Here is a 26546-nt window from a genome sequence, read left to right as displayed (position 1 = left end):
TTAATCAACTAGCTTATAGCCAATCCCCTTTAATGTTTTTATATGCTTTGGATCACTTGGATTATCTTCTAGCTTTTCTCTTAAATGTCTTATATGAACCATAATGGTGTTATCATAACCATCATAATCATATCCCCAAATTTCCTCACATAGTGAACTTTTACTAAATACTTTGTTCTTATTTTTTGCAAGATATAAAATTAGTGAATATTCCTTTGCAGTTAGTGATATATTTTCTCCTCGCTTTTTTACTTCTCCTGTATCTTCGTTTATAGATATATCGCCAAATACATATATCTTTTCTTTTTTTGTTTCACTGATGATATTTCCTCTTTTTAACTGTGATTTTACTCTAAGTACAACTTCTTTAATATTAAATGGCTTAGTTACATAGTCATCTCCACCAGCTTCTAACCCTTTAATTTTTTCTTCATCCTCACCCTTTGCTGTTAAAAAAATTATTGGACACATTGAAAATTTTCTAATTCTATCACAAACTTTGTATCCATCTATATCAGGTAAATTAACATCTAAAATTATTATATCTGGATTTGTTTCTTTAGCTAATAAAATTGCATCTATTCCATTATCAGCCTCATATATTTCCTTAAATCCTTCTTTGATAAATACTTCTTTTAATAATGATAATAATTCTCTTTCGTCATCTACTAGCATTATTTTTTTGTCTAATATTTCATCTATAGCCACGATAGTTCAGCCCCCTTATCATTAGTTGTATTTTACCATAATTAGACTTTATTTTATATCTGATTTTGTAAAACTTATAAAATCTAAAGAGAACATTGCTAAAGATAATAGTATAGAAGCACCTAATATTATATATCTTTGTGAATTTGTTATGTTACCTCCAACTACCATCATGGAATATGTCCATGGAGCATAAACCCAAAAGCTACTTTGTGCAATAAATATATTTGTAATTAGCATAATAACTCCAGCAGATATTACTGGTATTATACTTGAAAAGTTTCTACCAATTATAAATAGTAAAATTATTATTGGTAATGTTGTAATAAAAATTTGTACTCCATAAGATAATATATTTAAATTAAAGCTTACGCTTTTGCTTATATAGAATCCTCCTAAGGTTGTGCAAACAATATATGATAATAATGAAGTAATTAAAGTAATTATCATTACCCTGTACTTAGAGAAATAAATACTACTTTTCTTAATAGGTAAAAGCATTAACTGTTTCCAGCCACTATTGTCATTTTCAACCTTTGTTATTACACATGCTGTATATATATTTAGTAGTGGTAAAAGTAGTGACAAATAAGCAACTGATGAAAATACTAATATTGCTTCTGAAGGATTTAGTCCACCTACAGAGCTTAAGTTTTGTGCTTGCTTTACAACTATTAATATTATTGGTATTGGAAGAAGTAACGCCATAAATAATAATGAGCTCTTTTTAATTTTTAATAATTCTACTTTTAATAATTCCATTTCTATACCTCCACCTAATAAACTTCCTTATTATTAAAATATCTTTTTATTAATAAGGAACCTATAAAAATTATAACTGCTGATATAATTAAAACTAAAGTTATTTCATCTCTACCTTGAGTTATTGAAAGTAATGAAAAACCATAAGGATTAATATTTTTAATAAAGTTTTCACTATAGTATAAATTTGAAGAAACAATACTTAACACTGCAGCTATACCTAAGGATACAAGTAAGTTCTTATTTTTTATATTTAAGAATAAATGTATAACCATTATTACTAATGATGCTATTAACTGTATAGCAAACATAACTATAAAAAATCTCCAAGGTATAGGCTCTTGAAACTTAAATATTTTACCTACTGCTATTAAAGAGAAAATATTTAATAATAACATTACTATAGAATAAAAACTTGCTACTATATATTTTGATAGTAAAATATTTGTTCTCTTTATTGGTTGAGTTAATAAAAATGTCCAAGAATTATTTTTATATTCACTTTCAAATACTGTTGCTAAAATCAACGCTGCAAATATAGGCATAAAGTCATTAAAATATAACATTCTTTGCTCCTTTATTAAAACTTGCCATGATGTTAAGCCATTTTCAATTGCTTTTGGTAATAGCCAACTTTCATATCTTATTAATAAATCTACACCTAAAAGCACAGATACTCCTAAAGGAATAGCTAGTACAAATAAAATAACTAGATTTCTTTTTTCCTTAGCAAATTCGTTTTTTATTAAACTTATTAGCATGCTTCACCCTCCTTAGTTAATCCTAAGAATATTTCTTCCAAAGAGCTTTTTTCTTCTGATAAATAATTCAATGCATATCCTGCCATAACAAGTTCTTTGCAAATTGTAGATGCAGATACATTATTTCCTTTAACCTTTAACTTACCACTTTCTTCATTAACTCTATAACCTCTTGAAACTAATAGCTTACATACTAAGTCATTTTCCTCATCATTTTCTATACCTATTAATACTTCATTAGTTGAATTTTTCTTTAAATTATTTAAAGAGCCTTGATATAGTAACTTTCCTTTATTTATTACAGCAACTTCAGTAGCAACTAATTCAATTTCACTTAATATATGACTAGAAATTATTATAGTAATATTTTTTTCTTTAGCTAAGTATTTTATTAAATTTCTTATTTCTATAATTCCAGCTGGATCTAGACCATTTGTAGGCTCGTCTAATATTAAAAGCTTTGGATTTCCCATAAGAGCTTGTGCTATTCCTAACCTTTGCTTCATACCTAGTGAAAACTCTCTAACTTTCTTATTTCTAGCATCCCATAAATTCACTAGCTTTAACTTCTTTTCTATTTCTTCTTTATTTACTTTTAATACTCTTCTTAATATATCTAGATTTTCATAAGCTGTTAAATGACCATAATATGATGGGCTTTCAACTAAAGCTCCTATATCCTTTAATATTTCTTCTCTATTATTTCTTATTGATTTTCCAAAAACACTAATTTCTCCACTAGTAGGCTTTACTAGCCCTAGTATCATTTTTATTGTTGTAGATTTTCCTGCACCATTTGGTCCTAAAAACCCATAAACCTCTCCTTCTCTAACCTTTAAATTTACATTATCAACGCTATTTGCATTATTAAATTTTTTAACTAAATTTTCTGTTTTAACAATATATTGACTCATAATTACTCTCCTCTTCAACTTTATGAGTTAATTATAAGTTGCTAACCTTAATGTAAATTTTAGGTTACCTTAATTCTAGCTTAATTTTAAGACTCTATTAGATTAAAATCTTGATTGGTAAAACCAAATAAGGTAGTCAATATTGACTACCTTATTTTAATTAGAACTTAATTATCTTTAATTAAATCTATATGGATTTTTCTTTTTCATTAAACAATAGCACATATATATACCCCAAACGATTATAAATACAAAAGAAATTCCTTCACAGAAGCCAAATGTAAAATCTGATAATGAACTCTTTAATATATGACTTAAAGATAAAATCAAGTAACCCAATGCTGAAAATAATAGCATTACAAACTGAAATCTTTTATTCATTTTACTAACCCCCATAAAATTATTATATATCATTCTACTAAATTATATGACTATCTCAAATAAATTGAAATTAATTTATTGCTTATTTAAATTACTAATATCTTTTATCTCCTATCTTCTTCACTATTCCCGTAATTAAAGTTATCAGTGGCCAAGATAATACTACTAAAAATAATGCTATAAACATAAATACACCACTTAAAGGAGTAAATATGAATACGTTTCTTGCTAAAGGAATTATAAAACTTATCATGAAAATGCCTATCATACTTACCACTAGAGTTAGTCTCCAAATATTTAAAGGATAAGCTACTCTAGCTAATACTACAAGACCTATTCCACCTGCCACTATTACAGATAATGTTCTGCATTCCTCTAATGAAAGGCCTGCAGTATATGTAAGAATAAATATGGTTACTGTACTTAATGCTATTACCACTCCATTAGGAATGGAAACTTGTAATATTCTCTTTAAAAATCCTTTTTCCACTCTATCCTTATTAGGTCCTAATGCTAAAAAGAAAGAAGGAATTCCTATGGAAATAGATCCTATAAGAGTTAGTTGTATTGGCATTATAGGGTAAGGAAGAAGTGCTATTGCAAATATAGTGGATAGGATTATAAAATTCATTGCCTTAGTTAAATACAACTCTGATACTTTTTCAATGTTATTTATCATCTTTCTTCCCTCTGACACTACTTCAGGTAAAGCACTAAAGTTAGAATCAAGCAAAACTAATTGAGCTACTGCCCTTGTTGCATCACTACCTGATGCCATGGCTATACCACAATCTGACTCCTTTAATGCTAATACATCATTAACCCCATCTCCAGTCATTGCAACTGTATGCCCCTTTGACTGAAGGGCTTTAACTAACTCTTTCTTCTGATGAGGAGTAACCCTTCCAAATACAGTATTTTCCTCAACCACCTTAGCTAATTCCTCTTTGTCATCTGGCAAAGTTCTAGCATCAACATAATTTTTAGCTCCTAAGACTCCAGCTCTCTCTGCTACTGCAGCAACTGTAACTGGATTATCTCCAGAAATTATCTTTAAAGTAACTCCTTCTTTTCTAAAATACTCTAATGTTTTTGGAGCTTCTTCTCTAATTATATCCTCTATTAGTATAAGAGCTCCTTTCTCCATATTATTAGGTAACTTTTCACTTAATTCTTCTCCATTAAAGTTAGCTAATAATAATACTCTTCTTCCTTTTACTGCTTCTTCCTCAACCTGTTCTCTTATATCTTCGTATGAATCTCCTAAAATCATTTCTGGAGCCCCTAATACCCAATTTCCTTTATCTTCAATGGTTATTCCACTCCATTTTCTAGCTGATGAAAAAGGTACCTTTTTTAATATATTTAAGTTTGATGAAGTGCTATATCTTTCTAAAATTGCATGTTGAGTTGGATTTGTGTGAGGAAATGCATGAACTATAGCTGATAATACCTCGTCTATATCTTCCTTACCTCTTTCACCTAAGGCCACAACATCAATTAACTTTAAAGCTCCCTCTGTTATAGTCCCCGTTTTATCCAAACAAAGTACATCAACTCTAGCTAAAACCTCTGTAGCTGGCAGTTCTTGAACAAGAGTTTTCCACTTGGATAATCTAACTACGCCTACAACAAAAGTTAAGCTTGTTAATAATACCATTCCTTCTGGAACCATTCCAACTATTCCAGCTGTAGTCCCTATTACTGCTTCCTGCCAGCTTCTCTCACTAAAAAGAATTTGCGTTGTTACCAACAATCCTCCTATTGGAATTATTAACCACATTATTATTTTTAATATTTTATTTGTGGCTCCTTGAAGCTCTGAATTAATCAATTTAAATTTTCTTGCCTCATCCGCAAGTTTTGCGGCATATGTATTGGCTCCTACATTGCTTACTTTAGCATAACCCTCTCCTGCTACTACAAAGCTTCCTGATAGAAGATTACTATTTTCTTTTTTCCCAACAGAATCTGCTTCTCCAGTTAATAGTGATTCATCTACTTCAAATTCACTATCTTTAAGCACTATTCCATCTGCTACTATTTGATTTCCTGGAGTTAAAATCATTACATCATCTAAAACTAGTTCTTCTACATATATCTCCTTAGCCTCTCCATTCCTAATAACCTTAACCTTAGACATATTAAGTACAGAGAGCTTTTCTAGTATAGACTTTGCCCTAAGTTCTTGTATTATTCCTAATAAAGTATTACTTATTATAACTCCTGCAAAAAGTGCATTTTTAGGAGAACCTGCAGTTATTACAATTACTGCCAGCACTGCATTTATAGCATTAAAAAGAGTAAATAAGTTTGCCCTTATTATTTGTCCTATTGTCCTTGAGGGTGCTTTAGGAAGTATATTTACCTGTCCTTTTTTAATTCTTTCCTGTACTTCTCCTTCGGTTAAACCTACAACTTTTGCCCCTAGTTTGTCATTATTCACTGATTCATCCTGAGTTTCTAAATTTCTATCCATCTATCGCTTTAACTCCTTATTATAAAAACCTAAAATTAATACTTTTAATCTTTATTAACTTTAAATAATTCTATTTAACCATATATTAAATATACTTATCCTTTAAGAGGATTTTAATACAATGTAGTCACCTTAATTTCTTTGCTTTATAAATATTTTATATCATTAATCTTCACTTAACCTTAAAAACTTCTTAATTTTTACTTAAAATTTATTTTTAAAATAATTAATTCTTATTTTGCTGCCATTGCAAGTTGCATTGATATTCTAATAGGTAATGACGGACCTCCCATTTGATTTAAGTCACCTACAAAAAACAAATCCTTTTGAGGATAATAAAAAGCAAATGAACCTGTTGATCCTGTATGACCAACTAACTCACCTTCACCTGAAAAGAGCGTCACTACGCCACTCAAAGGAACTTGCATATATCCGCCTCCGTATCTAATTGGTCCCATTAAAAATTGTAGCTTTCTATATATTGATAACTTGCCAAAAATAGCTTTGCTAAATAATTTTCCTCCAAAGAATGCTTTGATAAATATCATCATTTCACTAGCAGTAGTAACACCTCCCCCACTTGATCCACAACAAGAAAGGTATTTAGGACGTTTCAATACTGTGTTTTTATAATAAATGTTAGGCACAACATTATCTTCATTTTCTATAAGATATGTTTTCTTTAGTCCCAAAGGGAAAAATATAAATTGCTCATATGCTTCCATTAGCGTAGTACCATTTACCCTTTCGACAATTTTACCTAACATATCAAAATTTATATCAGAGTAATAAGCTTTTCTCTTTGTTCTTGGTGCAAAGTGTGGTTTTACTTTCTTTATACACTCTACAGTTTCTTCAAATGTAATACAGAAATCCTTTTTTACTATTTTATTCTTCGTGGATGCTTTTCCCTCTTCAAATATATCTGGCAAACCGCTTGTTTGGAACATTAAATCTGATAATGTAAGATCAAAAGAGTATTCTTTCCCATAATAGACATGTAATCCCCTTAACATAGAATTGTTAAAATACTTTGTAATCTTATCATCAAATGATAGCTTACCTTGTTCTTGTAATACTAAAATACAAGTAGTTGTAAATAATTTTGTAATGCTAGCCATTAAAAGTGGAGAATCTAACTCTTTTCCACCATAACTCTTACTAAATGAAAAGTCACCACTTGTATTTTCAATAAATAGCACACTTTCATGAATTTTTTTTAGGCTTGTAAATTTATTAAAGATTTTTTCAAACTTTTCTATTTTATTTATTTTCATAGACCCTCCTTTCCAAATTACATATACACTATATTAGGATTATATTCTTTATTATCTGTAAACTAATATAATTTAGCCATATAATATTCATCTACATACTTTCCATCAACTATCATAGAATTCTTTTTAATTCCTTCTACATTAAAACCATTTTTCTCATATAGATGTTTTGCAATAGTATTAGGATACATTACTGTTAACTCAAGTCTTGTAACAGAGTTGTCTTTTGCCCATACATCTAATTCTGAAAATAGTTTCTTGCCAATTCCTTTACCACGAAAAGCCTCACGAATACCAACAACAATATAAGCTGTATGTTTAATTCTTCTTGGCACTCCCCTTTGAGCAGAAATGAATCCAATAATATTATTATCTTCTGTTGCAACTAAAAGTAAATTACTACCTTCAGTACATTGTTTTATCATTCCATGTATTCTACTGACATCATTAGGCCTCTCACCTGGTTCAAGCATCATATATTTTGTTTCTTTATCTAAAGCTAATAACATATTTAACAAATTATCTGCATCTTCAATTTTTACTTTACGAATATTCATTAATGCTACCTCCATTATAATTTTATTTTACTATATCTTATAATTATTTTTCTATTAAATTCCAAAAATTTCATCAATTATACCAATTATATATAAATTATTACGTTTTTAAAATTACTATTAAACATAAAATAAAGGAATCTCTTTAGGGATTTTTCATTGTTATTAAATAAAAGCTTTGAAACTAGCTGCATATTTTGTAGGAATAAATTCAATAATTTCATAACTAGCTATTTTTTCTTTGTAAAATTGGTCTTCACTAATAAGTTTGATATAACTGAGACTTAGTATAAACATATTGATTCTATCATTTAAATGGGTTATTATAATGAAAAAAGTTATTCTCTATAAGAAAGGATTATAAATATGAGCAAAAATATTGTAGTTATAACAGGTGCTGGCAGTGGATTAGGTGCTGCATTAGCCAAAAAATATTCCAGTTTAGACTATCACGTATGTTTACTCGGTCGGACTAAATCAAAGCTTGAACAAACAGCAAAATTTTTAACTAACAGTTATTCTATTTATGAAGTAGATGTTACTTCAAAACAAATGGTATCTCAAGTAATTCAATCTATACAAGATGATTTTGGATCAATTCATTTACTTATTAATAACGCTGGCGTTGGATTTTTTGATTATGCAGAGAACTTGAGTGAAGATTCAATCCACCAAATGATTGATATTAATTTAAAAGGAACAATTTTTTGTACTCAAGAAGTGTTAAAAGGGATGAGAAAACATAATGAAGGAACAATTGTAAATATTGTTTCTACAGCTGGTAAAGAAGGAAAAATAACAGAATCCGTTTATTGTGCAAGTAAATTTGGTGTAAGGGGATTTACAGAGAGTCTATCCCTAGAATTGAAAAAAACTTCTATTAATGTATTGGCTGTATACATGGGCGGTATGAAAACTGAGTTTTGGGATGGTGTATTTTCAGAGGAACAAGCCAAGAAATTAATGGACCCTAATGATATCGCGGATATTATCATTGATAATATTAAACCAAGAAAATATTTAGCTGTAACCGAAGTTGTTATTAAAAATCAAAAGGCTAATTGAGCTAAAAAAAGTAGTTACTAAAGCTAATAGATTTAGTAACTACCTCTCTTTTAATACTATATTTAGATATGTATTATAGACATTTGTATTTCTAGATTTATTAATGATATTAGATATTATTTTTAATATATTCTTGAACTTCATCAACATCAATATCTAAAACTATTGCTAATTCCTCATATAAATGCTTTCTTGCACTAATCATAATATCTTCATCAGTTTTATTAAGTTTTTTACCTAATAAATTTTTTTCATTTTCTTCTATTTTTATAGAGTTAATAACCTTTATAATTTCTTCATTATTTCCACTTTTAATAATAGATTTAAACTCTTCGTTTCTCCTTCTTGTATCCTCTATATCAATAGTCTCATTTTTAGAAATTCCTTCTATTAAATTCATTACTTCACTTTTTGTTAGGAGTTCTCTCATTAAAATTTTCTTATTATTTACAGGAATTTTAATAGTCATTTTATTATTATAAACTGGAGATAAAATATAATATTCTAACTCTTCATTTCTTGAAGAAACCTTTTCTATGTCTATAATTTTGCAAACACCGTTTGAACCATATACAACATAATCATTTATTTCAAACATAAATTTCCCTCCTTATATATTTACTTTATACTAAAAAAAGTAGCCCCTACAGCTAAAAACTTTTAGGAACTACCTGTTGTATATTAATTATACCATAAATATAATAATATTGCTTAAATCTTTCTAATAATATATATTGTTAAATATTTACTTTATAATAATTCATCACTGATTCTTCTTTAAAGCCACAGGATTTATATAAATTTAGAGCATTTTTATTTTTAACTTCTACATCTAACTCAACATCATATATACATTCTTTATTTAAATTACTCAAAACTTCCATCAAGGTTTGTCTTCCATACCCCTTACCCCTTAATTCTGGAATAATTCCAAATCCACTTATGAAGGCCGTATTTTTATCCTTACTTACTTTTATTTTACCAATAGTTTTCTTATATAATTGGATTAAATAAGTAATAGTATTATTCTTTTCTTCATCTTCTGGTAATATTAATTCACTACTTACATATCCAAAGAAAACCTTATTTAAATTTTCAACTTGATCTATATCTTCATTTTTACACTTCACTAAAGAAATATCTTTATTATTTTCCCGTATATCATAGTTTAAGCACTTCATTCTACATTCAGAAAAGGAATAAATAGCTTCTGTATTTTTTATAAATTCTATTGCTGAAGTTGACTTATCATCACAAAGTAATAATATCTCATTAAAATTTCTTTTCTTACATTCATCAATAACTAGTTTAATAAGTTTTGCAAATATACCTCTTCTTCTAAAGCTAGGATGAACTATTCCATTTATTTCAGCAACATTTGCTCCAAAGCTTGAAATTCCTATATATCCTATTAAATCATCATTAATATAATATAAAAATTCATTTACATCATTTAATGATTTTTCATAATCTTTATAAATTTGTGTTCTATACTCTAACTCTAACTTCAAATTTACTTTATCTTCTTTTATACAAATATCTTCTAACTCTTTTATTTCTCTATGTTCCTTTTCATTTATATACTTTTTAAGAATAATATGCTGATCTAATACTTTATTATTTATATTAACCAAACAAAGCCCCTCCCCATATTTATATTTACTCTTCCTCTTTCATAAAAAAATAATTTATATAGTAAGTCCTTCAAAGAAACACTAAACTTCTTTACATCTTTCAAAGCCTCATTAAAATGTTCTTTTAATTCATTAATATATATATCACTTTCAAACGGGAAAACAGTGGTGATATGTGGGTCAATACAATTTGCAAGTGGGTCATACTTTTCCCTTATATTTTTAATAATATTAATGTTATTGAAATCTAGAAATAAAATTACTGACCTTTTCGAAATATGATTCCTATAAACTTATAATACATTTAAAACTTGTGAAAATTAAAATATATACTAATTATAGCATTATATTCATATATTATTTCAATATAATAGTTAAATTTATAATTTTTGTATATAATATATATTAGAATAGTGGAGGTGATGATGTATATGAAAAAGTTAAATAATTATACAAATTGGGGATTGCTATTTTATGTTATTTTCTTGCTATCAAATTGCTTTAATTTATTTCCAGAATTTATAAAAGGATTAGGTGTAGGATTAGGCTTTACATTAATCTTTATTGGAATATATTCCAAAAAACACGATATGTCTAAATTAAGAAATTATAAAAAAATGCTATTAAGACGAGTATTATCAAAATAGCATATGCAATGAATATTTAAATCTATTTTTTATCTATAATAATTCACATCATAAGAATAGGATGAATTTTAAATCAATGCATTAATCTAAATAATTTGAGTTTTTAAAGTATGTTTGATTGCTATAAATAAGTCCTATTCCAATCAATCTTTTATCAATATCTTCAATAACAAATTCATAACTACCATAATCTGTTTTATGTGGTTTTGATACTATATGAACACCTTTGGAAACAAACTCTTCATAAATTATATCAACTCCACCAACTGTGTCAGTATCAATATAAGCATCATAACCCGCACCATATCTTTTAGTATTTGATTGTATTTGCCCAAACTTCGATTGTACAATTACAAACTCAATAGAATCTCTATATATCGTTGCAAAATTATCACTCTTATCATAATGTGCTGCAAATTTAAATCCCAATTTTTCAGCATAGAAATCTACAGTTTTTTGTACATCTTCAGATATAAAAACTGGACATACATTTATTAATTTAACTTCATTATTTTTCAATAAGTTCCCCTCCTTAATTTTGTAATTAGCAATGTCAATATTAGAATATAATTATTCATAGTATATTAAATTTGCTCAATACATACAGGCTGCATCACTTATTTTTACGAAATAAATTAACTTTAGATAAAATGCATATAAGCAAAATAAATCCTAATCTTAGCTAAGTATCATCAGTAAATATTCCTTTATTTAATAACTTGATAACTTAATAAATAATCATAATTTCATCTCATAAAAATTAATTATTTCTAAATATATTAAGATTATTGATTATTAAATCAGGAAATTATAGTGATTCTTTACATGCAGGACTTCACAAAATCTATAGGATGCTGAATTATTGCAGATGTTTCTTCAACAGAATATCCTTCTGATAAATATCTTTTTGCAATAATAGCCATAGATTCACCAATTTCAATCATATGGTAATCAGGATCATAAATTCTAATAACCCGTTGCTTCCATTCATGCATTTTAGTTTTATGAACATACTCAATATTAGTGTACGACTCTAACTTCCTAACAAAAGTATCAAAATCATCAACCTCAAAATACAACTCCATATTGTTAGACTTTTTACGTATAGATTCTTTTCGTATATCTGTTAGCCAATGAAAATCTTCTTGTATAGCAAATCCCCCACTAAATGTCACATTTCTACCAAAGTCAAAAGTAACAGTTTGTTCAAATAATTCACAATAAAACCTCTTCGATACTTCAACATCTTTTACAGCCAATAAAGCTAATTGGAATTTCATATAACACTCCTTAATAATCTAACTGAATTTTACTTTACAATATCTTACTATCATTAATCATAACACACTTTGTAAATATATGGTTATTTAATTTTAAGATATAATAGCTTTTATCCATTTCATAATATAATTAGATTATGTATAATAAAATGATGTCCGTATTTATCAGTCATTATTTTTATCTAAAAACTTTCCCATTATAACCGTATTATAATAATTTCCATCTTTATGAATACGATCATTTATTAATAATCCTTCTTCTACAAATCTATATCTTTTATATAATTCAATTGCTTTTTTATTTATTTCTACAACAGTTAATGAAATTTTTTTAATTTCTACAGTATTTGCTCATATCAAAATATTTTCTAGCAGTACTTTACCAATCCCATATCCCCAGTATTCTTTTAATATACATATTCCAAACTCTGCTTTATGTCTAAATCTACTTAGTTTATTTCCTTCACAACGTGTAAATCCTACTATCTTTCCGTTTACCTCTGCTATTAAAAATAAATTTGTTTCTGATACAGTGTCCTCATAAATTATTCTTTCAAAATCTTCTGGAGTTAACAATCCTTCCCCTGGCTCCCTATCAAGGTTTTCTGTTTCTCCATCTATTTTAACTCTTAGGTTAAATAATTCCTCAGCATCTGCTTTTGTTGGACAACGAAGTATCCATGTTAAATTTTTACCTTCAATTATTTTATCCTTAATTACCATAAACTTCTCCCATTAATATTCTTAAATAAAAAATATCGTATACTCTATTTGAATAATACGATATTTTCTATTATTAATTTTATCCTTTACTTTTGTATTCTTTCTATGATTAATATTCATTTATAATATAAACTATATAGTTGAATATACTTTTTATTTTTGATTACTTAATCATTTTAACCAGTGATCTGGTTTAATTAGTGATTTAGGTAATCTTGTATTAACATCACCTTTAGCACTATTAATTTGAGCTTGAGTTAAGAAAATGCTGTTAATTAAATTTGCTCCACTTAAATCCGAATCCCTTAAATCAGAACCAATTAAATCTGCCCAACTTAAATCTACGCCTCTTAAATTTGCTGCAATTAGAAAAGCTCCACTTAAATTTGCACCTCTTAGGTCTTTTTTTCTAAGATCTGCACCCATAAGATTTAAGCCCCCACCTATTGCTTTCCTTCCTTTTAAAGAATTCTTATCATTATTAACTTTTTTCCTCAAAAATTCACTAGTTTGTAGAAGTAAAGAATTAACTCCTACTCTAATGGATGTTAAATCCAAATTTATAATTGATTCTGCCTCTAAATGAGTTAGATTTTCTATTTCATCTATCTTTTCAATCAGCTTGTCTTTATTAATACTGCTATTGTATTGTAACCTAACAGCTTCATTAAGATACCAAAGCATTTCATGAAATTGCTTCATAATAATAAAAACATCAAACATTTGCTTTGAAGACTCAGGATTTTCCTTCCAGTCATGTCCAGAATAAGTGACTTGGGCTACCTTTTGACCTGCACCAATGCAATCATATGCTATACAACCTTTTAGTCCTTTCTTATTAAGATCTTCATGAACTTTACATTTAAAATCACCTTTTAAATTAATACAAGGCTTACCTGCATCTTTATTAGCCGGAAATCCATCCATAGATGAAAAATATAGCGCAACACAACATAGTCCAAAGCACTTTTCACAATCAGGCTGTAGTTCTTTATAATTCATTTTTATCCATCTCGCATTCATAAAATATATTATATAAATTATATCATATACATATTATTATTCAATTTCTAAAGATATTTTCTCCCTATTATTCATTAAAATCTATAGTTATTGTATTCCTACCCCCTGCTGCTCTTATAGTAAATTTATTTTCATAAATCACTATACTAATTTATCTCATTCATCATATAACCACAGAAATTATTAATTTCATATTTTTTACCTTACAATAAATAATTCTTTTGGTAATAAGATAATGCTTATAGTATTTAGAATATAAAATTAAAAATCATATTTAAAATACTCCTTAACGAATTTAGCCATAGGTTCTTTTTCATTTTCATCTCCTATATAATCTAAATCTTCATCATAAAAATACAAATATGCTATACTTTTTTTCTCTTCAGATATTCCTATCATACCAAAGGACTTAGGATATTTCGTATTAGGAGCACAATCTTTGCCTATAACTCTAAATGTATACCTCTCTACTGAAAACTCATATTCAGGAATGTAGTATTTACTTTTATCAAATTCGGACTTGATTTTTTCACCTAAAAAAGTATATTGTTCATTTAATTTCTCTTTTTCACTCTCAAATGTATTATCATCATAGCTCACAATAAGGGCAACTGAATGAGATTCAAATATTAACATAGATTTATGTGTATATTTGTATTCTATATTCTTATATTCGGGTAAATCCTCTAACTCTGGCATAATATATTTTGCCTTTGAATCAATTAATGTTCCACTATTAAGATAATCTTCAGCATTTAAGCTTTTATTACTACAACCAGTAATAAAAAGACTAAAAGCAATTGCAATAAAAATAAAGTATTTTTTTCTCATTAAAAATCACCTTTCTAAAAATAATTACTTATTTTATTTAATTAGAATCTTAACAAGTTGCTTTCCTATTCCATCTTTTAAAAATCCTACTGTTCGAAATATTGAATTTTTTTGAATGTAACATGTTAATATAATAAATTCTATAATACTTAGGCTTAAAATAATTGAAGTATCTATAGATACTCTTTTAGCAATTTATTTATATTTAAATAATATACACACACTGAGCATATGCTAAATAAATAAGCAGTATTAATACAAAACTAGAAAAAATTATAATTTTCTTTCTTCTATCAATATTATGGCTATTATCAACAATTCGTCTATTTAAAACACCAGTAAGCATTGGTAACATAAAAAACAATGATATTCTTTCACTAACTGAATATATTAACAAAATTAAAGTAACTATATTTATAGCTACTGCTGAAACAACTGGGTTTTTATATATTATTGACATCATATCTTCTTCCCGCCCCCTTAAATCATGATTAATTAGAATATATATAACTTATTTTTAATAAATAGCTTAACTCTAAATAAAATGCGTATCAATAATACAAATTCTAGTCTTAGATAATCCATGTAAATCCAAAATCAGCTTCTACATTTTATCCTTAAATTAATTATAAATAACTTCTCTATCCTTTTAACTATCAAAGTCCTCTACAAAATATCCACAATCACAACATATATATTTTGTAGATGTAGAAATTCTAAAAGCATTAATACTTAAGGCATTATTGTATCTGGTTTTATCATGTGCTTTCACTATTTTATTTGAATTACATCTTAAATCTTGATGTTTCAACCCATTTATCTAATGCTTTTTTACTAAATATAAATTGTCCAGATATTTGCACACATGGTATCGATTCATCTTTAATAATTACTTGAGTTAATCTTTCCTGGCTTATACCCAAGTATTGTGATGCCTCATCTAATGATAAACTATCTTTTGAATCTAAGTTATTATTTTCTTGACTAATTGTATTAGTAATATTAAATAATCCTTGGCTTATCCCCTCTCCAATGAATCGTCCATTATTTTGCATACCATTAGATATTATTGAAGCACTAATAATAATTGAAAGTGATAAACAAAAAATAGAAATAGGTAATAATTTTTCTTTTGACATAGCACATTCCCCCTAGTATTAATTAATATTTTAAAGTATCTTTATAGTAAACCAATGCAATTATTCTATATGATTTTAAATTGACCTCTATCTTAATTGATACCTTTGCATCTAGTCTATAAAAAATTATTTATTCACTTTAAAGAAACACTCTATATAAATCTTGTACGATACTATATTAAATTAGTGATGATATAGCAATGAAACCTAGAAAAATTGTAGATAAAGCCATTCCTGCTTTTCCATAATGATTTTCTCTATTTTTATATCCAATTAAAATAGATATACAAAATAAAATAATAGATGTAATTGAATGTGGAAGTGGTATTCCTAAAGCATTATAACTAAAAATAAATCCATTTTTTAGGTTATATGTAAATAATAACATATATTCCTTCTATTTAAATAGTAATTTAAATAATCCCTAATAAAAATAATTAAAGAAGCTATCGTACTAATAAATATTGATTGCATGATACTAGCTAACGATTCATTGCGTTTACTAAGTCAATTCGTAGAGAAACAACTAAAATTGAGTCTGCATAGATGAATTAGCTATTAAGGTATATATTTTATTTAAAATTAGTAAAAAATATGACACAAAAATGGCTGAATAATAATAAAATATTTTGTAATAACTTTAATGAGTATAAGGAATATTTTATGAAAAAACTTAAATTTCTATTTATTTGTTTCGCTATGATGATATTACTTGCATTAACAAACTATAACCCAGGTATGAAAGTAGTCTTTGCAGCAGATACTACCAATATAGCTTTGATGAAAGTCGCAACGGCAGATAGTTGGCAAGCCATATATGGAAACAACCCTGATAAGGGTAATGATAGTAGTTTATCCACAAAATGGTGTGCTAATGATGGAGCGTGGGGACATTGGTGGAAAGTAGATTTAGATGGATTTTATTCAATTACTGGTTCAGAGGTTACTTGGGAAAAAGATAATAAAATTTACAAGTACAAAATAGAAGTATCAAGCGATGATAAAAATTGGACTACAGTAATAAATAAAACAGATAATACTAATAAAAATCAAATACAAAAGGATGATTTTGTTATAGATAATGTTAAGTTTGTGAAGATTACAGTTACAGAAACAGAAAGTGGAATCTGGGCCAGTTTTTATGATTTTAAAGTATTTGGAAAGGAAGCTCTTGGGGAGCCATATGTTTCTAATACTTTTACACCAAGTAATACAGAAAGAAAGAACATGAATTTTAATACTGACTGGTTATATAGTAGTGAAGATATATCAAATGGTATGGACATTACTTTAAATGAAAGCAGATTTACTAAAGTAAACATACCTCATGCAAATAAAATTTTAACAACTAGAGAAAATATTGATAGCAGTCAATTTCAATTTATATCTTGGTATAGAAGGCATTTTAGTTTGCCTTTAGATTATAAAAATAGCAGAGTTATTGTTGAATTTGAGGGAGTAGGTACATTTTCACAGATATATGTTAATGGTAAATTTGTTACAGATCATAAGGGAGCATATACATCCTTCAAAGTTGATATAACAGATTATATAAACTTTGGAGATGCTGATAACGTTATCGCTGTTAAAGTTGATTCTACTGAAAGAAAAGATATTCCACCAGAAAATTTCTTAGTGGACTATTATTTATTTGGTGGTATCGCAAGAGATGTGAATTTAATAATTACAAATCCTTTATATGTAGATAGAACATACCTAGTTACATCTCCAATTGATTACAATAATACAAAAAGTGTAGTAGTTTTGACTAAGACAAATGTAATTAATACAAGTGATAGTTTAGTAAACTGCAAAGTTAAAACAAATATAGTAGATAAAGATAATAATCTTGTGGCTATTGCAGAAACAGTTGGAGATGTTCCAGCTAATGGGTCTTATGAATTCAACTCTCAGACTACTAGAATAGTAAATCCCGATCTTTGGCATCCAGATAGCTCGTATATGTATAAAGCTTATACGCAAGTAATTTATAATGATGAAAACGTAGATGAATATATAACGCCAATAGGTCTTAGATGGATTGAGTTTAGTAGTAAAGATGGCAAATTTTATATAAATAATCAATACTTAAAGTTGAGAGGATTAGATAGACATGAGACATTTCCTTATATAGGACGAGCTGCTGCAAATAGGTTACAAAGAAAAGATGCGGATATTCTTAAGTATGATTTAGGATGCAATATGATAAGATGTTCTCACTATGTTCAAGATCCAGAATTTTTGAATAGATGTGATGAGATTGGATTATTAGTATTAGAGGAGGCTCCAAGCTGGGGAAATATAGGAATGTCTGATTGGAAAGAAGTATTTATTAATAACATAAAAGAAATGATTTTAAGAGATAGAAACCATCCAAGTATAGTAACTTGGGGAGTACGGGTTAATGAATCTATAGATGACAATACTTTTTATAAAAAAACAAATGAAGTTGCAAGAGGACTAGATCCAAGTAGAGCAACTACAGGATCAAGGTTTACTTCAAATTATTTAAGTACATTTTTAGAGGATTTATTTGGATTTAATGATTTTACAGGAGGAATAAAGGCTCCTAGGGTATTACCTTGGCTTGTTACAGAATATGAAGGTCATATTTTCCCAATAAGATCATTTGATGAGGAAAGTAGACTCTTACAAAACTTTACAAGACATGCTAGCGTTCAAAATGAATCTTATGGAAGAAGCGATGTATCAGGAGCATTAGGATGGTGTGCATTTGATTATAATACCCCTATAAGTGATAGTGTTAGTAGCAATAATATAAGATATCATGGCACATATGATCTTTTTAGAAATCCAAAGCCAGTAGCTGCGTTTTATAAATCTCAAAATAATAGAGATTTATATGGAAGTATGGTATATATAGCAAATTATTGGACACCAAATGTTCCATCAAATATAACTGTTGCAAGCAACTGTGATGAAGTTGAAATTTTTGTTAATGGAGTATCTAAGGGCATAAAGAAACCAAATACTTATATGAATTTACCGTATCCATTAACTGTTTTTGATAATATTATCTATGAAACTGGAAATATACGAGCAGAAGGAAGAGTTAATGGTAATGTTGTAACAACATTTACAAGATATACTCCAGGAACTCCTAAAAATATTATATTAAAAGCAGATGATACATCTATAGTAGCAGATGGAAGTGATACAACTAGAGTTTATGTAGCTGTTGTTGATGAGAATAATCAAGTAGTACCTTATGCTGATAATAATATAAAGTTTACTGTTAATGGATCATGTACATTAATTGGAGAGAACCCATTTAAATTAGAAGCTGGACAAGGCGCAATATTTATACAAAGTAAACTGGATGATTTAGGACAGATCACTATAAATGCAGAATCAAATGGATTAATTAGTAGTGACATAACAATAGATACAACTGAACTTAAAGAGTCAAGAGTACCTTGTAATTATAGCTATAAAACCATTGATCCACAGCCAGGCGATAATTTGGCTTTAAATAAATTTGCAACTTCTGATAGCGAACAATTAGGAAAAGGAAATGGTTCATATAAAGCTAATGATGGAAATTTATCAAGTAGATGGTGTGCAAACAATAGCAATGCTGATCATTGGTGGAAGGTTGACCTTGGAGATATTTATCCTATAGATGGAGTAGAAATTAATTGGGAATATGCAGAATTATATAATTATGTACTAGAGGTTTCAATTGATAATAATAATTGGATAAAGGTTATAGATAAGAGCACTAATGATAGCAATGAGAAAAGTCAAATGAGTGGTTTTTCAAAAGAAAATGCTAGATATGTTAGGATAACAGTTACAGGACTAAAGAGTGGTTATTGGGCTAGTATGAATGAATGTAAAGTATTTTATGCAAAGTGATATATTGAATAGGCAAATTGAAGACGTTATGATATCTTTTGTTAATTTATAATCTATAAGGTTTACGAGGTACTACTCTAATGATTAAAATAAAGGTGCTAAAAATAACATGAATTTCATGATGTTAATTTATAATATTTTTAAGGGGCTGTCGCACTAAAATAATTAGTGCACAGCTCCTTTATAAATTACTTTCTAGTATATTTTTAAACTTTTAAGATTTTATTTAGTTTTACTGCAATGTATGAACTTAAAAAGCACTTAAATATATCACCAATTATAAATGGAAATACTGCTAAAGATAATGCAGACATAATACTATTTTTTTGTGCTATGCTCATAAAGACTGCTCCAAAAGCGTATAGTACAGGCATTCCTACAAATATTGTAACAGCTAAATATCTTTTAAAGCTGTTATTCTTTCCTTTTAAATAGCTCATTAAGGGAGCAATAGCTAAAAATCCTAATATAAAACCACCTGTCGGTCCAAATAATTTACCAAATCCACTTGTTCCTCCTGAAAAAACAGGTAATCCAAAGGTACCTAATAAGATGTATAATAAAACAACTATAAATGATTGCTTAGGTGTAAGTATTAATGCTACTAAATTAATTGCAATTGTTTGTGCTGTTACCATTGTAGGAGTAAATGGTAGTGGAAAAGAAATATATGCTGATATACAAATTATTGCTATACAAATTGACATTCTTGTTAATTCTTTTATTTTCATATTAATCCCCCATTTCTATGTCTTCTGTAAAATTACATTTAAAACACAATATATTGTTAACATTTTTATATCTTTCATCACTTATTTGAGTTAATGATTTTGCAAAATCTTTTATAAAGTACTCTAATATATTCTATATAATACTTCCTATCTTTATAATAGTCAACTATTTTTATAGTTTAAGGTGACAATTATTATGGTATAATATATTGATAAGATAACAATAATGAAAATAAAATAGGTGGAAACATGAGTGTAAAAGATAAAACTTTAAGTGTACTTGAAAATAACAAAGGAAATTACATATCTGGTGCTGATCTTGCTAAAGAACTTTCAGTAAGTAGAAATGCTATTTGGAAAGCAATAAAATCATTACAAAATGAAGGATATAATATTTGTGCTGTTACTAACAAAGGTTATTGCCTTTCTACTGATACAGATATCCTATCTTCTCAAAGTATTTCTAAATATTTAAATAAAGGTGATAATGATTTTAATATTAATGTTTACAAAACAATTAATTCAACTAATAGTGCAATAAAAGGACTTGCAATTAATGGAGAAAAAGAAGGTACAGTAATTATTTCAGAAGAACAAACTGAAGGAAGAGGAAGATTCGGTAGAAAGTTTCACTCTCCTAAAGGTACAGGAATTTATATGAGTATTCTTCTCCGCCCACAAATGCATGCTTCAAAGGCTTTTCTTATTACTGCTGCTACTGCTGTTGCTGTTGCTGAAGCTATAGAAAATGTTTCTGATAAAGAAGCTAAAATAAAATGGGTTAATGATATATATTGTGATAATAAAAAAGTCTGTGGAATATTAACAGAGGCATCTTTTGATTTTGAAAGCGGTATAATTGATTATGCTGTTTTAGGTATTGGTATTAATGTAAGAGCACCAAAAGAAGGCTTTTCAGAAGAAATTAAAGACATTGCTACAGGTATTTTTGAAGATGAAACTTCAGCTTTATCTGATATTAGAAGTAAGCTTATAGCTGAAGTTTTAGAGCGCTTTTGGAACTATTACAATAATATTGAAGATAAATCTTTCCTAAAATCATATAAAGAAAGATCCCTATTAATCAATAAGGAAGTAAATATACTTTCTAGTAAATCCTCTGAAAGAGCTGTAGTTCTTGATATTGATGATGAATGCAGACTTAAAGTTAAAATGGAAGATGGTTCTATTAGATTATTATCTTCTGGTGAAGTTAGTATTAGAGTATAAAAAGAGGATGTATCAAAATAAATTTTGATACATCCTCTTCTAATTTTTATTTATACAACAACTTTCTACTTCCGTCTTTATTAAAAACTTTTCTCAAGTGTACTTCATCAAGAACAATCATAATAACAACACCTATTAAAACTATTATATTTTGATAACCTATACTAATATTTTTAATTAAGTAATTTAAAATAAATTCTAAAGCAACATAAATTAAGCCCAATATAAGAAAAGTATTGCCTGAATATTTTTGTGCCTCATTCCATGTATCTTGATTTTTCATTGACAATGGGGTTCTATAACCATATATAGAATTCATTTTCCGTGGTGGAAAAGCCTTAAGTATGAAACCAGCGACTATACATATTATTCCTACAAGACCTATCATATTTACCTCCTAAATTTATTAAGAATTTGAACATTGCCATAATAAATTAATACTATCTAACTATTTATCAAATATAAAGGTATAAGTTTCTCCTCCAAATCAAACAAAACTGTAGTTACTTAAAATAATTATTTAATACCTACAAGAGTACCTTGATGAAAAATCATCTTCCAATTTCCATCATTGCATTTCCATATTGAACTACGAATTGAAGATTTTTCATTATAATACACAACTTAATGAAAATACTCTGAATTTAAAATGCTATAATAAAGTATATTAACCTCTTTATTGTCTAAGAATTTTAATCTTTCTTTTTTAGTAAACCTATATTTAAATCCACACTTTTCATTTACTCTTTTAGAATTATTATTAAAATCAAAATGACCACACCAAATTAAGTCTAAATTTAATTTATTAAAACCATAATCAACTAAGCAATTTACAGCTTCAGGAACATAACCATTTCCCCAATATTTAGGATTTAAAACATATCCTATTTCTCTTTGCTCTAAATTAGCCAAATTAATATCAGGCTTTCTCCTATGCAGCCCAATACCACCAATAACTTTATTTTCAGCCTTTAAAACTATGGCATAAGTGTCATTATTACGTATAAACATTTTTATTTTTTCTTTACTTTCATTTTCATCTTTATGAGGTGGCCATCCAGCATTTGGACCCACTAAATCACTTTTAGCATATTCATATAAATCCGCGCTATCACTTTCCTTCCATTGCCTTAATACCAATCTATTGCTTATCAATTTTTCCATTTAATACTCCCCTTTTATCTCACAACTTAATACAATTTTAAACTAAATAACCATATAATCACATATACTTCTTTTATAGCAAATTATTAATAGAATTTATTGATAATATTTTATTTCTTTTAAGTGCTGAATGTGTATTCCTATATGACCAATCCCAAGAATTATTATAGATATAATCATCCAAATTACCTTTCCATATACCCCTAATAGTAAAAATGCAACAACAGGAAGAGTTGCTCCTGGCACAGGAATACCATAGAAACTGCTATAAAATTTTTTTAAAGTATGTTCCCCTATAAAATATCTAATCCAATATGTCTCGTATAAAATCATCAAAATGAATGATGAAATTAACCATAGACTCCATAGAGAAAAATGAGTAGGATTGAAATCAGAAAAAATCAAAGCACACCATGTTACATATACTTGTCCAATACGTTCAAATAACAGCAATAGTTTATTTTCATTGCTATAATCATAATCTTCTGGCTGATGCTTCGTCCATATAATGTTTGGTATAAATAACATCAACAAATAAATTAATCCTATATATGAAAATCCTAAATGTCCTATCATAGAATCTCCTCCAAATAATATATATAGTTATATTAATATTCAATAATTGTGTCATTATTTACTATACCTACAAAATATTCTGGCTCTTCTGAAGCAAACTCTTTCGCCTCCTATAACCACTCCTACAACAACAGGTATCTTTTAAGTTCATTAGTTATATCATTTTAAATTTTGTAAATATTAGATATTTTAAATTTAAAAATCCCAGCACCAACATATATTTTATTTTCTCTTAATTTAAGACTATTTTAAGTATGACATATCACTTAGTCGTTTAATAATACGTTTTCCATCCTTTGTCTCACTTAAAAATGAAATACCACCTGCCATACCAAATAATTCACATTTATTTAGCATACTAACATCTAACCCCAACCACATCGCATTAAAAATACTTAGTGTATCACCATGAGATACTATAATGATATTTTCATGTTTATCTGATAATATCATTTCATAAAACGATATTAATCTATTCCATACATCTTAAATGAATTTTACTACTAATAAAATTATCTTCTCCCTTTTCCAGAAATATGGTCTATACTTATCTTTATAACTTTAGTTTTATCATTTGCATTTTTAATATATGTTTTGCCTTTTTCTATATAATCTGCTGAGTATTTATTTATTAACTCTAAAAGAGCTGCATTTTTTTCGTCATCAAAAACTTCTTTTGCTCTTCCAAATATTATTACACTTTCATATTTAGTACTAAATTTATCTGGTAATACATCAGTTTGCCCAACTACACAAAAAGATACTTTATCATTTTTCTTTATATTCTCTAACTTATGTCCTTCTACAGCACTATGAAAATATATTGAGTCATTTGCATAAACATAACTTAACGGTACTCCATATGGATACCCATTTTCATCTACTGTAGATAAAATTCCATACTCACATTTTTTTAATACTTCTATTGCTTCTAAAGCTTCAATTTCTCTATCTTTTCTTCTCATTTCTTTAAACATATTTAACTCTCCTTTTATAAAATATTTATTATCAAATAAATTTCGTTCAAAGATATTGGTGTATCTTAATTTAATTTTATTCTATAAATGAGGACTCATTCCCATAATTTCATCTTCATTTTCTGTTACTCTAATAATGTCTAAAAAATACCGTATATTCACTCTGAATAATACGGCGTTTTATTAATTTAGATAAATTAGAATTTAGTCAAATAATGTTTTCCAGTTTGTACTTTGATATGCTTCAAATCACATTTTGATTTGTTCTTCGTTATTTTTTTCTGTTGCTAACAATGGTAAGTTATCTAATGAAAAATAATGACTTTTTATTGTTTCAATATTTTTCTCAAATTCTCCATCTATCAAAGAACATAACACAAAAACTTTACATACTTTATAGGCATATACAGGTAAATTATGTTTTTCTCTATCTTGAACAGCAATAATCATATCTGCTGTAACATTTAAGCCTGCCTCTTCTTTTACTTCCTTTATTGTGTTTTCCTTTACTGATAAGTCTACATCTACCCATCCACCTGGAAATGACCAAGTACCATTGCTTTCTTGAACTAGTAAAATCTTATTATCATTAAATATTGCTGCTCTTGTATCTAGCTTAGGTGTTTGATACCCAATTTCATTACAAAACAAGCTCTTTACCTTATCTAAAGGTATATCTGACTTTAAGCTTATCATTTCTGCTGAAATTTCTCTAATTCTTTCGAAACGTTCTATATCAAACTTATCTTTGCAATAGTATAGTGCTCCTTGTGAAATACTTTGCAGTTCAACAGCCCACTCTAATAACTTATTATCCATTTACTATTCCTCATATTATTTTTATCTATATTTTATAAATTCCATTAGGATTTTTCCTAAAAAAATCCTCAATCTCATCTAATTTTCTCAAAGCTTCGTCTTCATCTTCATAGCTACATATCTCAATTGTATTTTTCAAAAAGAATAGTTGAGAACCATAAGTTCCTTCTAAAATAAATCGTCTTAGAATTAACCTCTCTTCTCTAATAGAAAATATCCTTATGTTTATAAGCTTCATGTTATCCCTTGTCCTTATTATCATAAATGTTCTTACTTTTACTTAAATTTAAATAATTATTTATCAATTAACTTTATAGTTTGTTTTCATATACTACTTTTTAATACTTAAATAAATTTCATTACCTCTTGTTGATTTTTACCATCCATAAATATCAAATTGAACACCAGACATATAATTTTCTATTGCTCTCTTGATATATGGTATAGTATTAATTGGAAGATTTTTTATTTCAAACCATGATAGATCATCGCATTTTTCTGGCTCCATATTAACTATCTCATTATTCCATGAGTCTGTTGCAAGAAAAAAGTCTATTCTTTCAACTTCTGACTTCCTATGCATAACTCCCACAATCTCTAGGTTATTTGGATTAATATCTATTCCTGCTTCTTCCTTTGCTTCTCTTATCATTGCTGCTTTTACATCTTCGTCTCCATCTAAATGCCCTGCAACTACACTATAATTTCCATCTTCGTATCCTGTATTAAGTCTTCTTAACAACAATATCTTGCCTTCTTTAATAAGTAAAAGATGTGCAGCAACTGGCATTTTAAATTTTTCACTTGCCAAATGAATCTCCTCCTTTTATAGTACAAAATATAAAACAATTATGCATAATTGTTTTTATAAACTTCAATAAAGTTTTAAATATCTCACTATTTAATTTTCTAATCTTATATTTTCTTAATTACCTTACAATAACTTCACATTCTGAAATAAAGATTAAACTAATTTGTATTATATCAAA

Annotated in this window: 30 protein-coding genes and 2 pseudogenes; 4 read left to right on the top strand and 28 right to left on the bottom strand. The window is 27.4% G+C overall.

Annotated features, from left to right (window positions below; translation table 11 throughout):
- The 8 genes from ACYUEX_RS14560 to ACYUEX_RS14525 all read right to left on the bottom strand — a co-directional run bounded on the left by ACYUEX_RS14560 (position 1) and on the right by ACYUEX_RS14525 (position 7839).
- Positions 1-708 carry a response regulator transcription factor gene (locus tag ACYUEX_RS14560; protein ID WP_411167393.1) on the bottom strand — a complete coding sequence of 236 codons (708 nt, stop codon included), beginning with the start codon at positions 706-708 and terminating at the stop codon, positions 1-3.
- Between the two features lie 48 nt (positions 709-756).
- Positions 757-1470, bottom strand: a complete 714-nt coding sequence (locus tag ACYUEX_RS14555) for an ABC transporter permease (protein WP_411167392.1) — start codon at positions 1468-1470, stop codon at positions 757-759.
- A 14-nt stretch (positions 1471-1484) separates the two neighbouring features.
- Positions 1485-2231: an ABC transporter permease gene (locus ACYUEX_RS14550; protein ID WP_411167391.1), complete on the bottom strand. Its 747-nt coding sequence runs from the start codon at positions 2229-2231 to the stop codon at positions 1485-1487.
- On the bottom strand, positions 2225-3145 hold the full coding sequence (locus ACYUEX_RS14545; RefSeq protein ID WP_411167390.1) for an ABC transporter ATP-binding protein: 921 nt from the start codon (positions 3143-3145) through the stop codon (positions 2225-2227). Before ACYUEX_RS14545 ends, ACYUEX_RS14550 begins: the two co-directional genes overlap by 7 nt.
- A gap of 177 nt (positions 3146-3322) precedes the next feature.
- Entirely contained in the window at positions 3323-3526 is a 204-nt protein-coding gene (locus tag ACYUEX_RS14540) for a hypothetical protein (RefSeq protein ID WP_411167389.1), read from the bottom strand.
- Positions 3527-3620: 94 nt separating this feature from the next.
- Positions 3621-6005, bottom strand: a complete 2385-nt coding sequence (locus tag ACYUEX_RS14535; protein WP_460288839.1) for a cation-translocating P-type ATPase — start codon at positions 6003-6005, stop codon at positions 3621-3623.
- A gap of 233 nt (positions 6006-6238) precedes the next feature.
- The gene (locus ACYUEX_RS14530) at positions 6239-7282 is read right to left on the bottom strand and encodes a serine hydrolase domain-containing protein (protein WP_460288838.1); all 1044 of its coding nucleotides are present in this window, start codon (positions 7280-7282) and stop codon (positions 6239-6241) included.
- A 62-nt stretch (positions 7283-7344) separates the two neighbouring features.
- Positions 7345-7839, bottom strand: coding sequence for a GNAT family N-acetyltransferase (locus ACYUEX_RS14525; protein WP_460288837.1), 495 nt, complete (start codon positions 7837-7839; stop codon positions 7345-7347).
- A 366-nt stretch (positions 7840-8205) separates the two neighbouring features.
- Between ACYUEX_RS14525 and ACYUEX_RS14520 the strand changes: the two genes are divergently transcribed.
- Positions 8206-8904: an SDR family oxidoreductase gene (locus ACYUEX_RS14520; RefSeq protein WP_460288836.1), complete on the top strand. Its 699-nt coding sequence runs from the start codon at positions 8206-8208 to the stop codon at positions 8902-8904.
- Positions 8905-9013: 109 nt separating this feature from the next.
- Here the strand turns inward: ACYUEX_RS14520 and ACYUEX_RS14515 are convergent, their stop codons facing one another.
- From ACYUEX_RS14515 to ACYUEX_RS14505, 3 genes are all read right to left on the bottom strand, one after another.
- Positions 9014-9502, bottom strand: a complete 489-nt coding sequence (locus ACYUEX_RS14515) for a CarD family transcriptional regulator (RefSeq protein ID WP_411167385.1) — start codon at positions 9500-9502, stop codon at positions 9014-9016.
- Between the two features lie 139 nt (positions 9503-9641).
- Positions 9642-10538, bottom strand: a complete 897-nt coding sequence (locus tag ACYUEX_RS14510; protein ID WP_460288835.1) for a GNAT family N-acetyltransferase — start codon at positions 10536-10538, stop codon at positions 9642-9644.
- Entirely contained in the window at positions 10526-10756 is a 231-nt protein-coding gene (locus ACYUEX_RS14505; RefSeq protein WP_460288954.1) for a 2'-5' RNA ligase family protein, read from the bottom strand. Before ACYUEX_RS14505 ends, ACYUEX_RS14510 begins: the two co-directional genes overlap by 13 nt.
- A gap of 213 nt (positions 10757-10969) precedes the next feature.
- Between ACYUEX_RS14505 and ACYUEX_RS14500 the strand changes: the two genes are divergently transcribed.
- A complete protein-coding gene (locus ACYUEX_RS14500; RefSeq protein ID WP_460288834.1) occupies positions 10970-11185 on the top strand; it encodes a hypothetical protein in 216 nt (71 codons plus the stop codon).
- 81 nt (positions 11186-11266) lie between these two features.
- On the opposite strand, the gene ACYUEX_RS14495 is transcribed toward ACYUEX_RS14500, so the two are convergent.
- The 8 genes and pseudogenes from ACYUEX_RS14495 to ACYUEX_RS14460 all read right to left on the bottom strand — a co-directional run bounded on the left by ACYUEX_RS14495 (position 11267) and on the right by ACYUEX_RS14460 (position 16569).
- Positions 11267-11704, bottom strand: a complete 438-nt coding sequence (locus ACYUEX_RS14495) for a VOC family protein (protein ID WP_460288833.1) — start codon at positions 11702-11704, stop codon at positions 11267-11269.
- A gap of 302 nt (positions 11705-12006) precedes the next feature.
- Positions 12007-12465: a VOC family protein gene (locus tag ACYUEX_RS14490; protein ID WP_460288832.1), complete on the bottom strand. Its 459-nt coding sequence runs from the start codon at positions 12463-12465 to the stop codon at positions 12007-12009.
- A gap of 165 nt (positions 12466-12630) precedes the next feature.
- Positions 12631-13188: pseudogene (locus ACYUEX_RS14485) on the bottom strand (GNAT family N-acetyltransferase).
- Positions 13189-13359: 171 nt separating this feature from the next.
- Positions 13360-14190 carry a pentapeptide repeat-containing protein gene (locus ACYUEX_RS14480; RefSeq protein WP_460288831.1) on the bottom strand — a complete coding sequence of 277 codons (831 nt, stop codon included), beginning with the start codon at positions 14188-14190 and terminating at the stop codon, positions 13360-13362.
- 282 nt (positions 14191-14472) lie between these two features.
- Positions 14473-15042 carry a hypothetical protein gene (locus ACYUEX_RS14475; RefSeq protein ID WP_460288830.1) on the bottom strand — a complete coding sequence of 190 codons (570 nt, stop codon included), beginning with the start codon at positions 15040-15042 and terminating at the stop codon, positions 14473-14475.
- 205 nt (positions 15043-15247) lie between these two features.
- Positions 15248-15505, bottom strand: coding sequence for a hypothetical protein (locus ACYUEX_RS14470; protein WP_411167378.1), 258 nt, complete (start codon positions 15503-15505; stop codon positions 15248-15250).
- Between the two features lie 322 nt (positions 15506-15827).
- Complete coding sequence (locus ACYUEX_RS14465) at positions 15828-16181, bottom strand: helix-turn-helix domain-containing protein (RefSeq protein WP_460288829.1); 354 nt, start codon at positions 16179-16181, stop codon at positions 15828-15830.
- Between the two features lie 178 nt (positions 16182-16359).
- Entirely contained in the window at positions 16360-16569 is a 210-nt protein-coding gene (locus ACYUEX_RS14460) for a hypothetical protein (protein ID WP_460288828.1), read from the bottom strand.
- A 275-nt stretch (positions 16570-16844) separates the two neighbouring features.
- On the opposite strand from ACYUEX_RS14460, the gene ACYUEX_RS14455 reads away from it, so the two are divergent.
- Positions 16845-20060: a galactose-binding domain-containing protein gene (locus ACYUEX_RS14455; protein ID WP_460288827.1), complete on the top strand. Its 3216-nt coding sequence runs from the start codon at positions 16845-16847 to the stop codon at positions 20058-20060.
- A 206-nt stretch (positions 20061-20266) separates the two neighbouring features.
- On the opposite strand, the gene ACYUEX_RS14450 is transcribed toward ACYUEX_RS14455, so the two are convergent.
- Positions 20267-20791 (bottom strand): biotin transporter BioY, encoded by a 525-nt coding sequence (locus ACYUEX_RS14450; protein ID WP_460288826.1) that lies wholly within the window; start codon positions 20789-20791, stop codon positions 20267-20269.
- A gap of 249 nt (positions 20792-21040) precedes the next feature.
- On the opposite strand from ACYUEX_RS14450, the gene ACYUEX_RS14445 reads away from it, so the two are divergent.
- Positions 21041-22021, top strand: coding sequence for a biotin--[acetyl-CoA-carboxylase] ligase (locus tag ACYUEX_RS14445; protein WP_460288825.1), 981 nt, complete (start codon positions 21041-21043; stop codon positions 22019-22021).
- A 46-nt stretch (positions 22022-22067) separates the two neighbouring features.
- On the opposite strand, the gene ACYUEX_RS14440 is transcribed toward ACYUEX_RS14445, so the two are convergent.
- From ACYUEX_RS14440 to ACYUEX_RS14405, 8 genes and pseudogenes are all read right to left on the bottom strand, one after another.
- The gene (locus tag ACYUEX_RS14440; RefSeq protein WP_460288824.1) at positions 22068-22409 is read right to left on the bottom strand and encodes an SdpI family protein; all 342 of its coding nucleotides are present in this window, start codon (positions 22407-22409) and stop codon (positions 22068-22070) included.
- Positions 22410-22645: 236 nt separating this feature from the next.
- Positions 22646-23185 (bottom strand): GNAT family N-acetyltransferase, encoded by a 540-nt coding sequence (locus tag ACYUEX_RS14435; protein WP_460288823.1) that lies wholly within the window; start codon positions 23183-23185, stop codon positions 22646-22648.
- A gap of 96 nt (positions 23186-23281) precedes the next feature.
- Positions 23282-23761: a hypothetical protein gene (locus ACYUEX_RS14430; RefSeq protein WP_460288822.1), complete on the bottom strand. Its 480-nt coding sequence runs from the start codon at positions 23759-23761 to the stop codon at positions 23282-23284.
- A gap of 243 nt (positions 23762-24004) precedes the next feature.
- A pseudogene (locus ACYUEX_RS14425) lies at positions 24005-24235 on the bottom strand (histidine phosphatase family protein); the annotation flags it as partial.
- Between the two features lie 38 nt (positions 24236-24273).
- A complete protein-coding gene (locus tag ACYUEX_RS14420) occupies positions 24274-24738 on the bottom strand; it encodes a pyridoxamine 5'-phosphate oxidase family protein (protein ID WP_460288821.1) in 465 nt (154 codons plus the stop codon).
- A 249-nt stretch (positions 24739-24987) separates the two neighbouring features.
- Positions 24988-25557, bottom strand: coding sequence for an NUDIX hydrolase N-terminal domain-containing protein (locus ACYUEX_RS14415; protein WP_460288820.1), 570 nt, complete (start codon positions 25555-25557; stop codon positions 24988-24990).
- Positions 25558-25582: 25 nt separating this feature from the next.
- Positions 25583-25795, bottom strand: a complete 213-nt coding sequence (locus ACYUEX_RS14410; RefSeq protein ID WP_460288819.1) for a hypothetical protein — start codon at positions 25793-25795, stop codon at positions 25583-25585.
- 138 nt (positions 25796-25933) lie between these two features.
- Entirely contained in the window at positions 25934-26368 is a 435-nt protein-coding gene (locus ACYUEX_RS14405) for an NUDIX hydrolase (RefSeq protein WP_460288818.1), read from the bottom strand.
- Positions 26369-26546: the final 178 nt, after the last annotated feature.

The sequence above is a fragment of the Clostridium sp. CTA-7 genome (assembly GCF_054768095.1).
This window is presented reverse-complemented; position numbering and strand designations above follow the sequence as displayed.

Bases quoted from the DNA above. Each gene is read 5' to 3' on its own strand.
- ACYUEX_RS14555 (WP_411167392.1), bottom strand. From the start codon at position 1,470: ATGGAATTATTAAAAGTAGAATTATTAAAAATTAAAAAGAGCTCATTA.
- ACYUEX_RS14550 (WP_411167391.1), bottom strand. From the start codon at position 2,231: ATGCTAATAAGTTTAATAAAAAACGAATTTGCTAAGGAAAAAAGAAAT.
- ACYUEX_RS14545 (WP_411167390.1), bottom strand. From the start codon at position 3,145: ATGAGTCAATATATTGTTAAAACAGAAAATTTAGTTAAAAAATTTAAT.
- ACYUEX_RS14540 (WP_411167389.1), bottom strand. From the start codon at position 3,526: ATGAATAAAAGATTTCAGTTTGTAATGCTATTATTTTCAGCATTGGGT.
- ACYUEX_RS14535 (WP_460288839.1), bottom strand. From the start codon at position 6,005: ATGGATAGAAATTTAGAAACTCAGGATGAATCAGTGAATAATGACAAA.
- ACYUEX_RS14530 (WP_460288838.1), bottom strand. From the start codon at position 7,282: ATGAAAATAAATAAAATAGAAAAGTTTGAAAAAATCTTTAATAAATTT.
- ACYUEX_RS14525 (WP_460288837.1), bottom strand. From the start codon at position 7,839: ATGAATATTCGTAAAGTAAAAATTGAAGATGCAGATAATTTGTTAAAT.
- ACYUEX_RS14520 (WP_460288836.1), top strand. From the start codon at position 8,206: ATGAGCAAAAATATTGTAGTTATAACAGGTGCTGGCAGTGGATTAGGT.
- ACYUEX_RS14515 (WP_411167385.1), bottom strand. From the start codon at position 9,502: ATGTTTGAAATAAATGATTATGTTGTATATGGTTCAAACGGTGTTTGC.
- ACYUEX_RS14500 (WP_460288834.1), top strand. From the start codon at position 10,970: ATGAAAAAGTTAAATAATTATACAAATTGGGGATTGCTATTTTATGTT.
- ACYUEX_RS14490 (WP_460288832.1), bottom strand. From the start codon at position 12,465: ATGAAATTCCAATTAGCTTTATTGGCTGTAAAAGATGTTGAAGTATCG.
- ACYUEX_RS14480 (WP_460288831.1), bottom strand. From the start codon at position 14,190: ATGAATTATAAAGAACTACAGCCTGATTGTGAAAAGTGCTTTGGACTA.
- ACYUEX_RS14475 (WP_460288830.1), bottom strand. From the start codon at position 15,042: ATGAGAAAAAAATACTTTATTTTTATTGCAATTGCTTTTAGTCTTTTT.
- ACYUEX_RS14470 (WP_411167378.1), bottom strand. From the start codon at position 15,505: ATGATGTCAATAATATATAAAAACCCAGTTGTTTCAGCAGTAGCTATA.
- ACYUEX_RS14465 (WP_460288829.1), bottom strand. From the start codon at position 16,181: ATGTCAAAAGAAAAATTATTACCTATTTCTATTTTTTGTTTATCACTT.
- ACYUEX_RS14460 (WP_460288828.1), bottom strand. From the start codon at position 16,569: ATGTTATTATTTACATATAACCTAAAAAATGGATTTATTTTTAGTTAT.
- ACYUEX_RS14455 (WP_460288827.1), top strand. From the start codon at position 16,845: ATGAAAAAACTTAAATTTCTATTTATTTGTTTCGCTATGATGATATTA.
- ACYUEX_RS14450 (WP_460288826.1), bottom strand. From the start codon at position 20,791: ATGAAAATAAAAGAATTAACAAGAATGTCAATTTGTATAGCAATAATT.
- ACYUEX_RS14445 (WP_460288825.1), top strand. From the start codon at position 21,041: ATGAGTGTAAAAGATAAAACTTTAAGTGTACTTGAAAATAACAAAGGA.
- ACYUEX_RS14440 (WP_460288824.1), bottom strand. From the start codon at position 22,409: ATGATAGGTCTTGTAGGAATAATATGTATAGTCGCTGGTTTCATACTT.
- ACYUEX_RS14435 (WP_460288823.1), bottom strand. From the start codon at position 23,185: ATGGAAAAATTGATAAGCAATAGATTGGTATTAAGGCAATGGAAGGAA.
- ACYUEX_RS14430 (WP_460288822.1), bottom strand. From the start codon at position 23,761: ATGATAGGACATTTAGGATTTTCATATATAGGATTAATTTATTTGTTG.
- ACYUEX_RS14420 (WP_460288821.1), bottom strand. From the start codon at position 24,738: ATGTTTAAAGAAATGAGAAGAAAAGATAGAGAAATTGAAGCTTTAGAA.
- ACYUEX_RS14415 (WP_460288820.1), bottom strand. From the start codon at position 25,557: ATGGATAATAAGTTATTAGAGTGGGCTGTTGAACTGCAAAGTATTTCA.
- ACYUEX_RS14410 (WP_460288819.1), bottom strand. From the start codon at position 25,795: ATGAAGCTTATAAACATAAGGATATTTTCTATTAGAGAAGAGAGGTTA.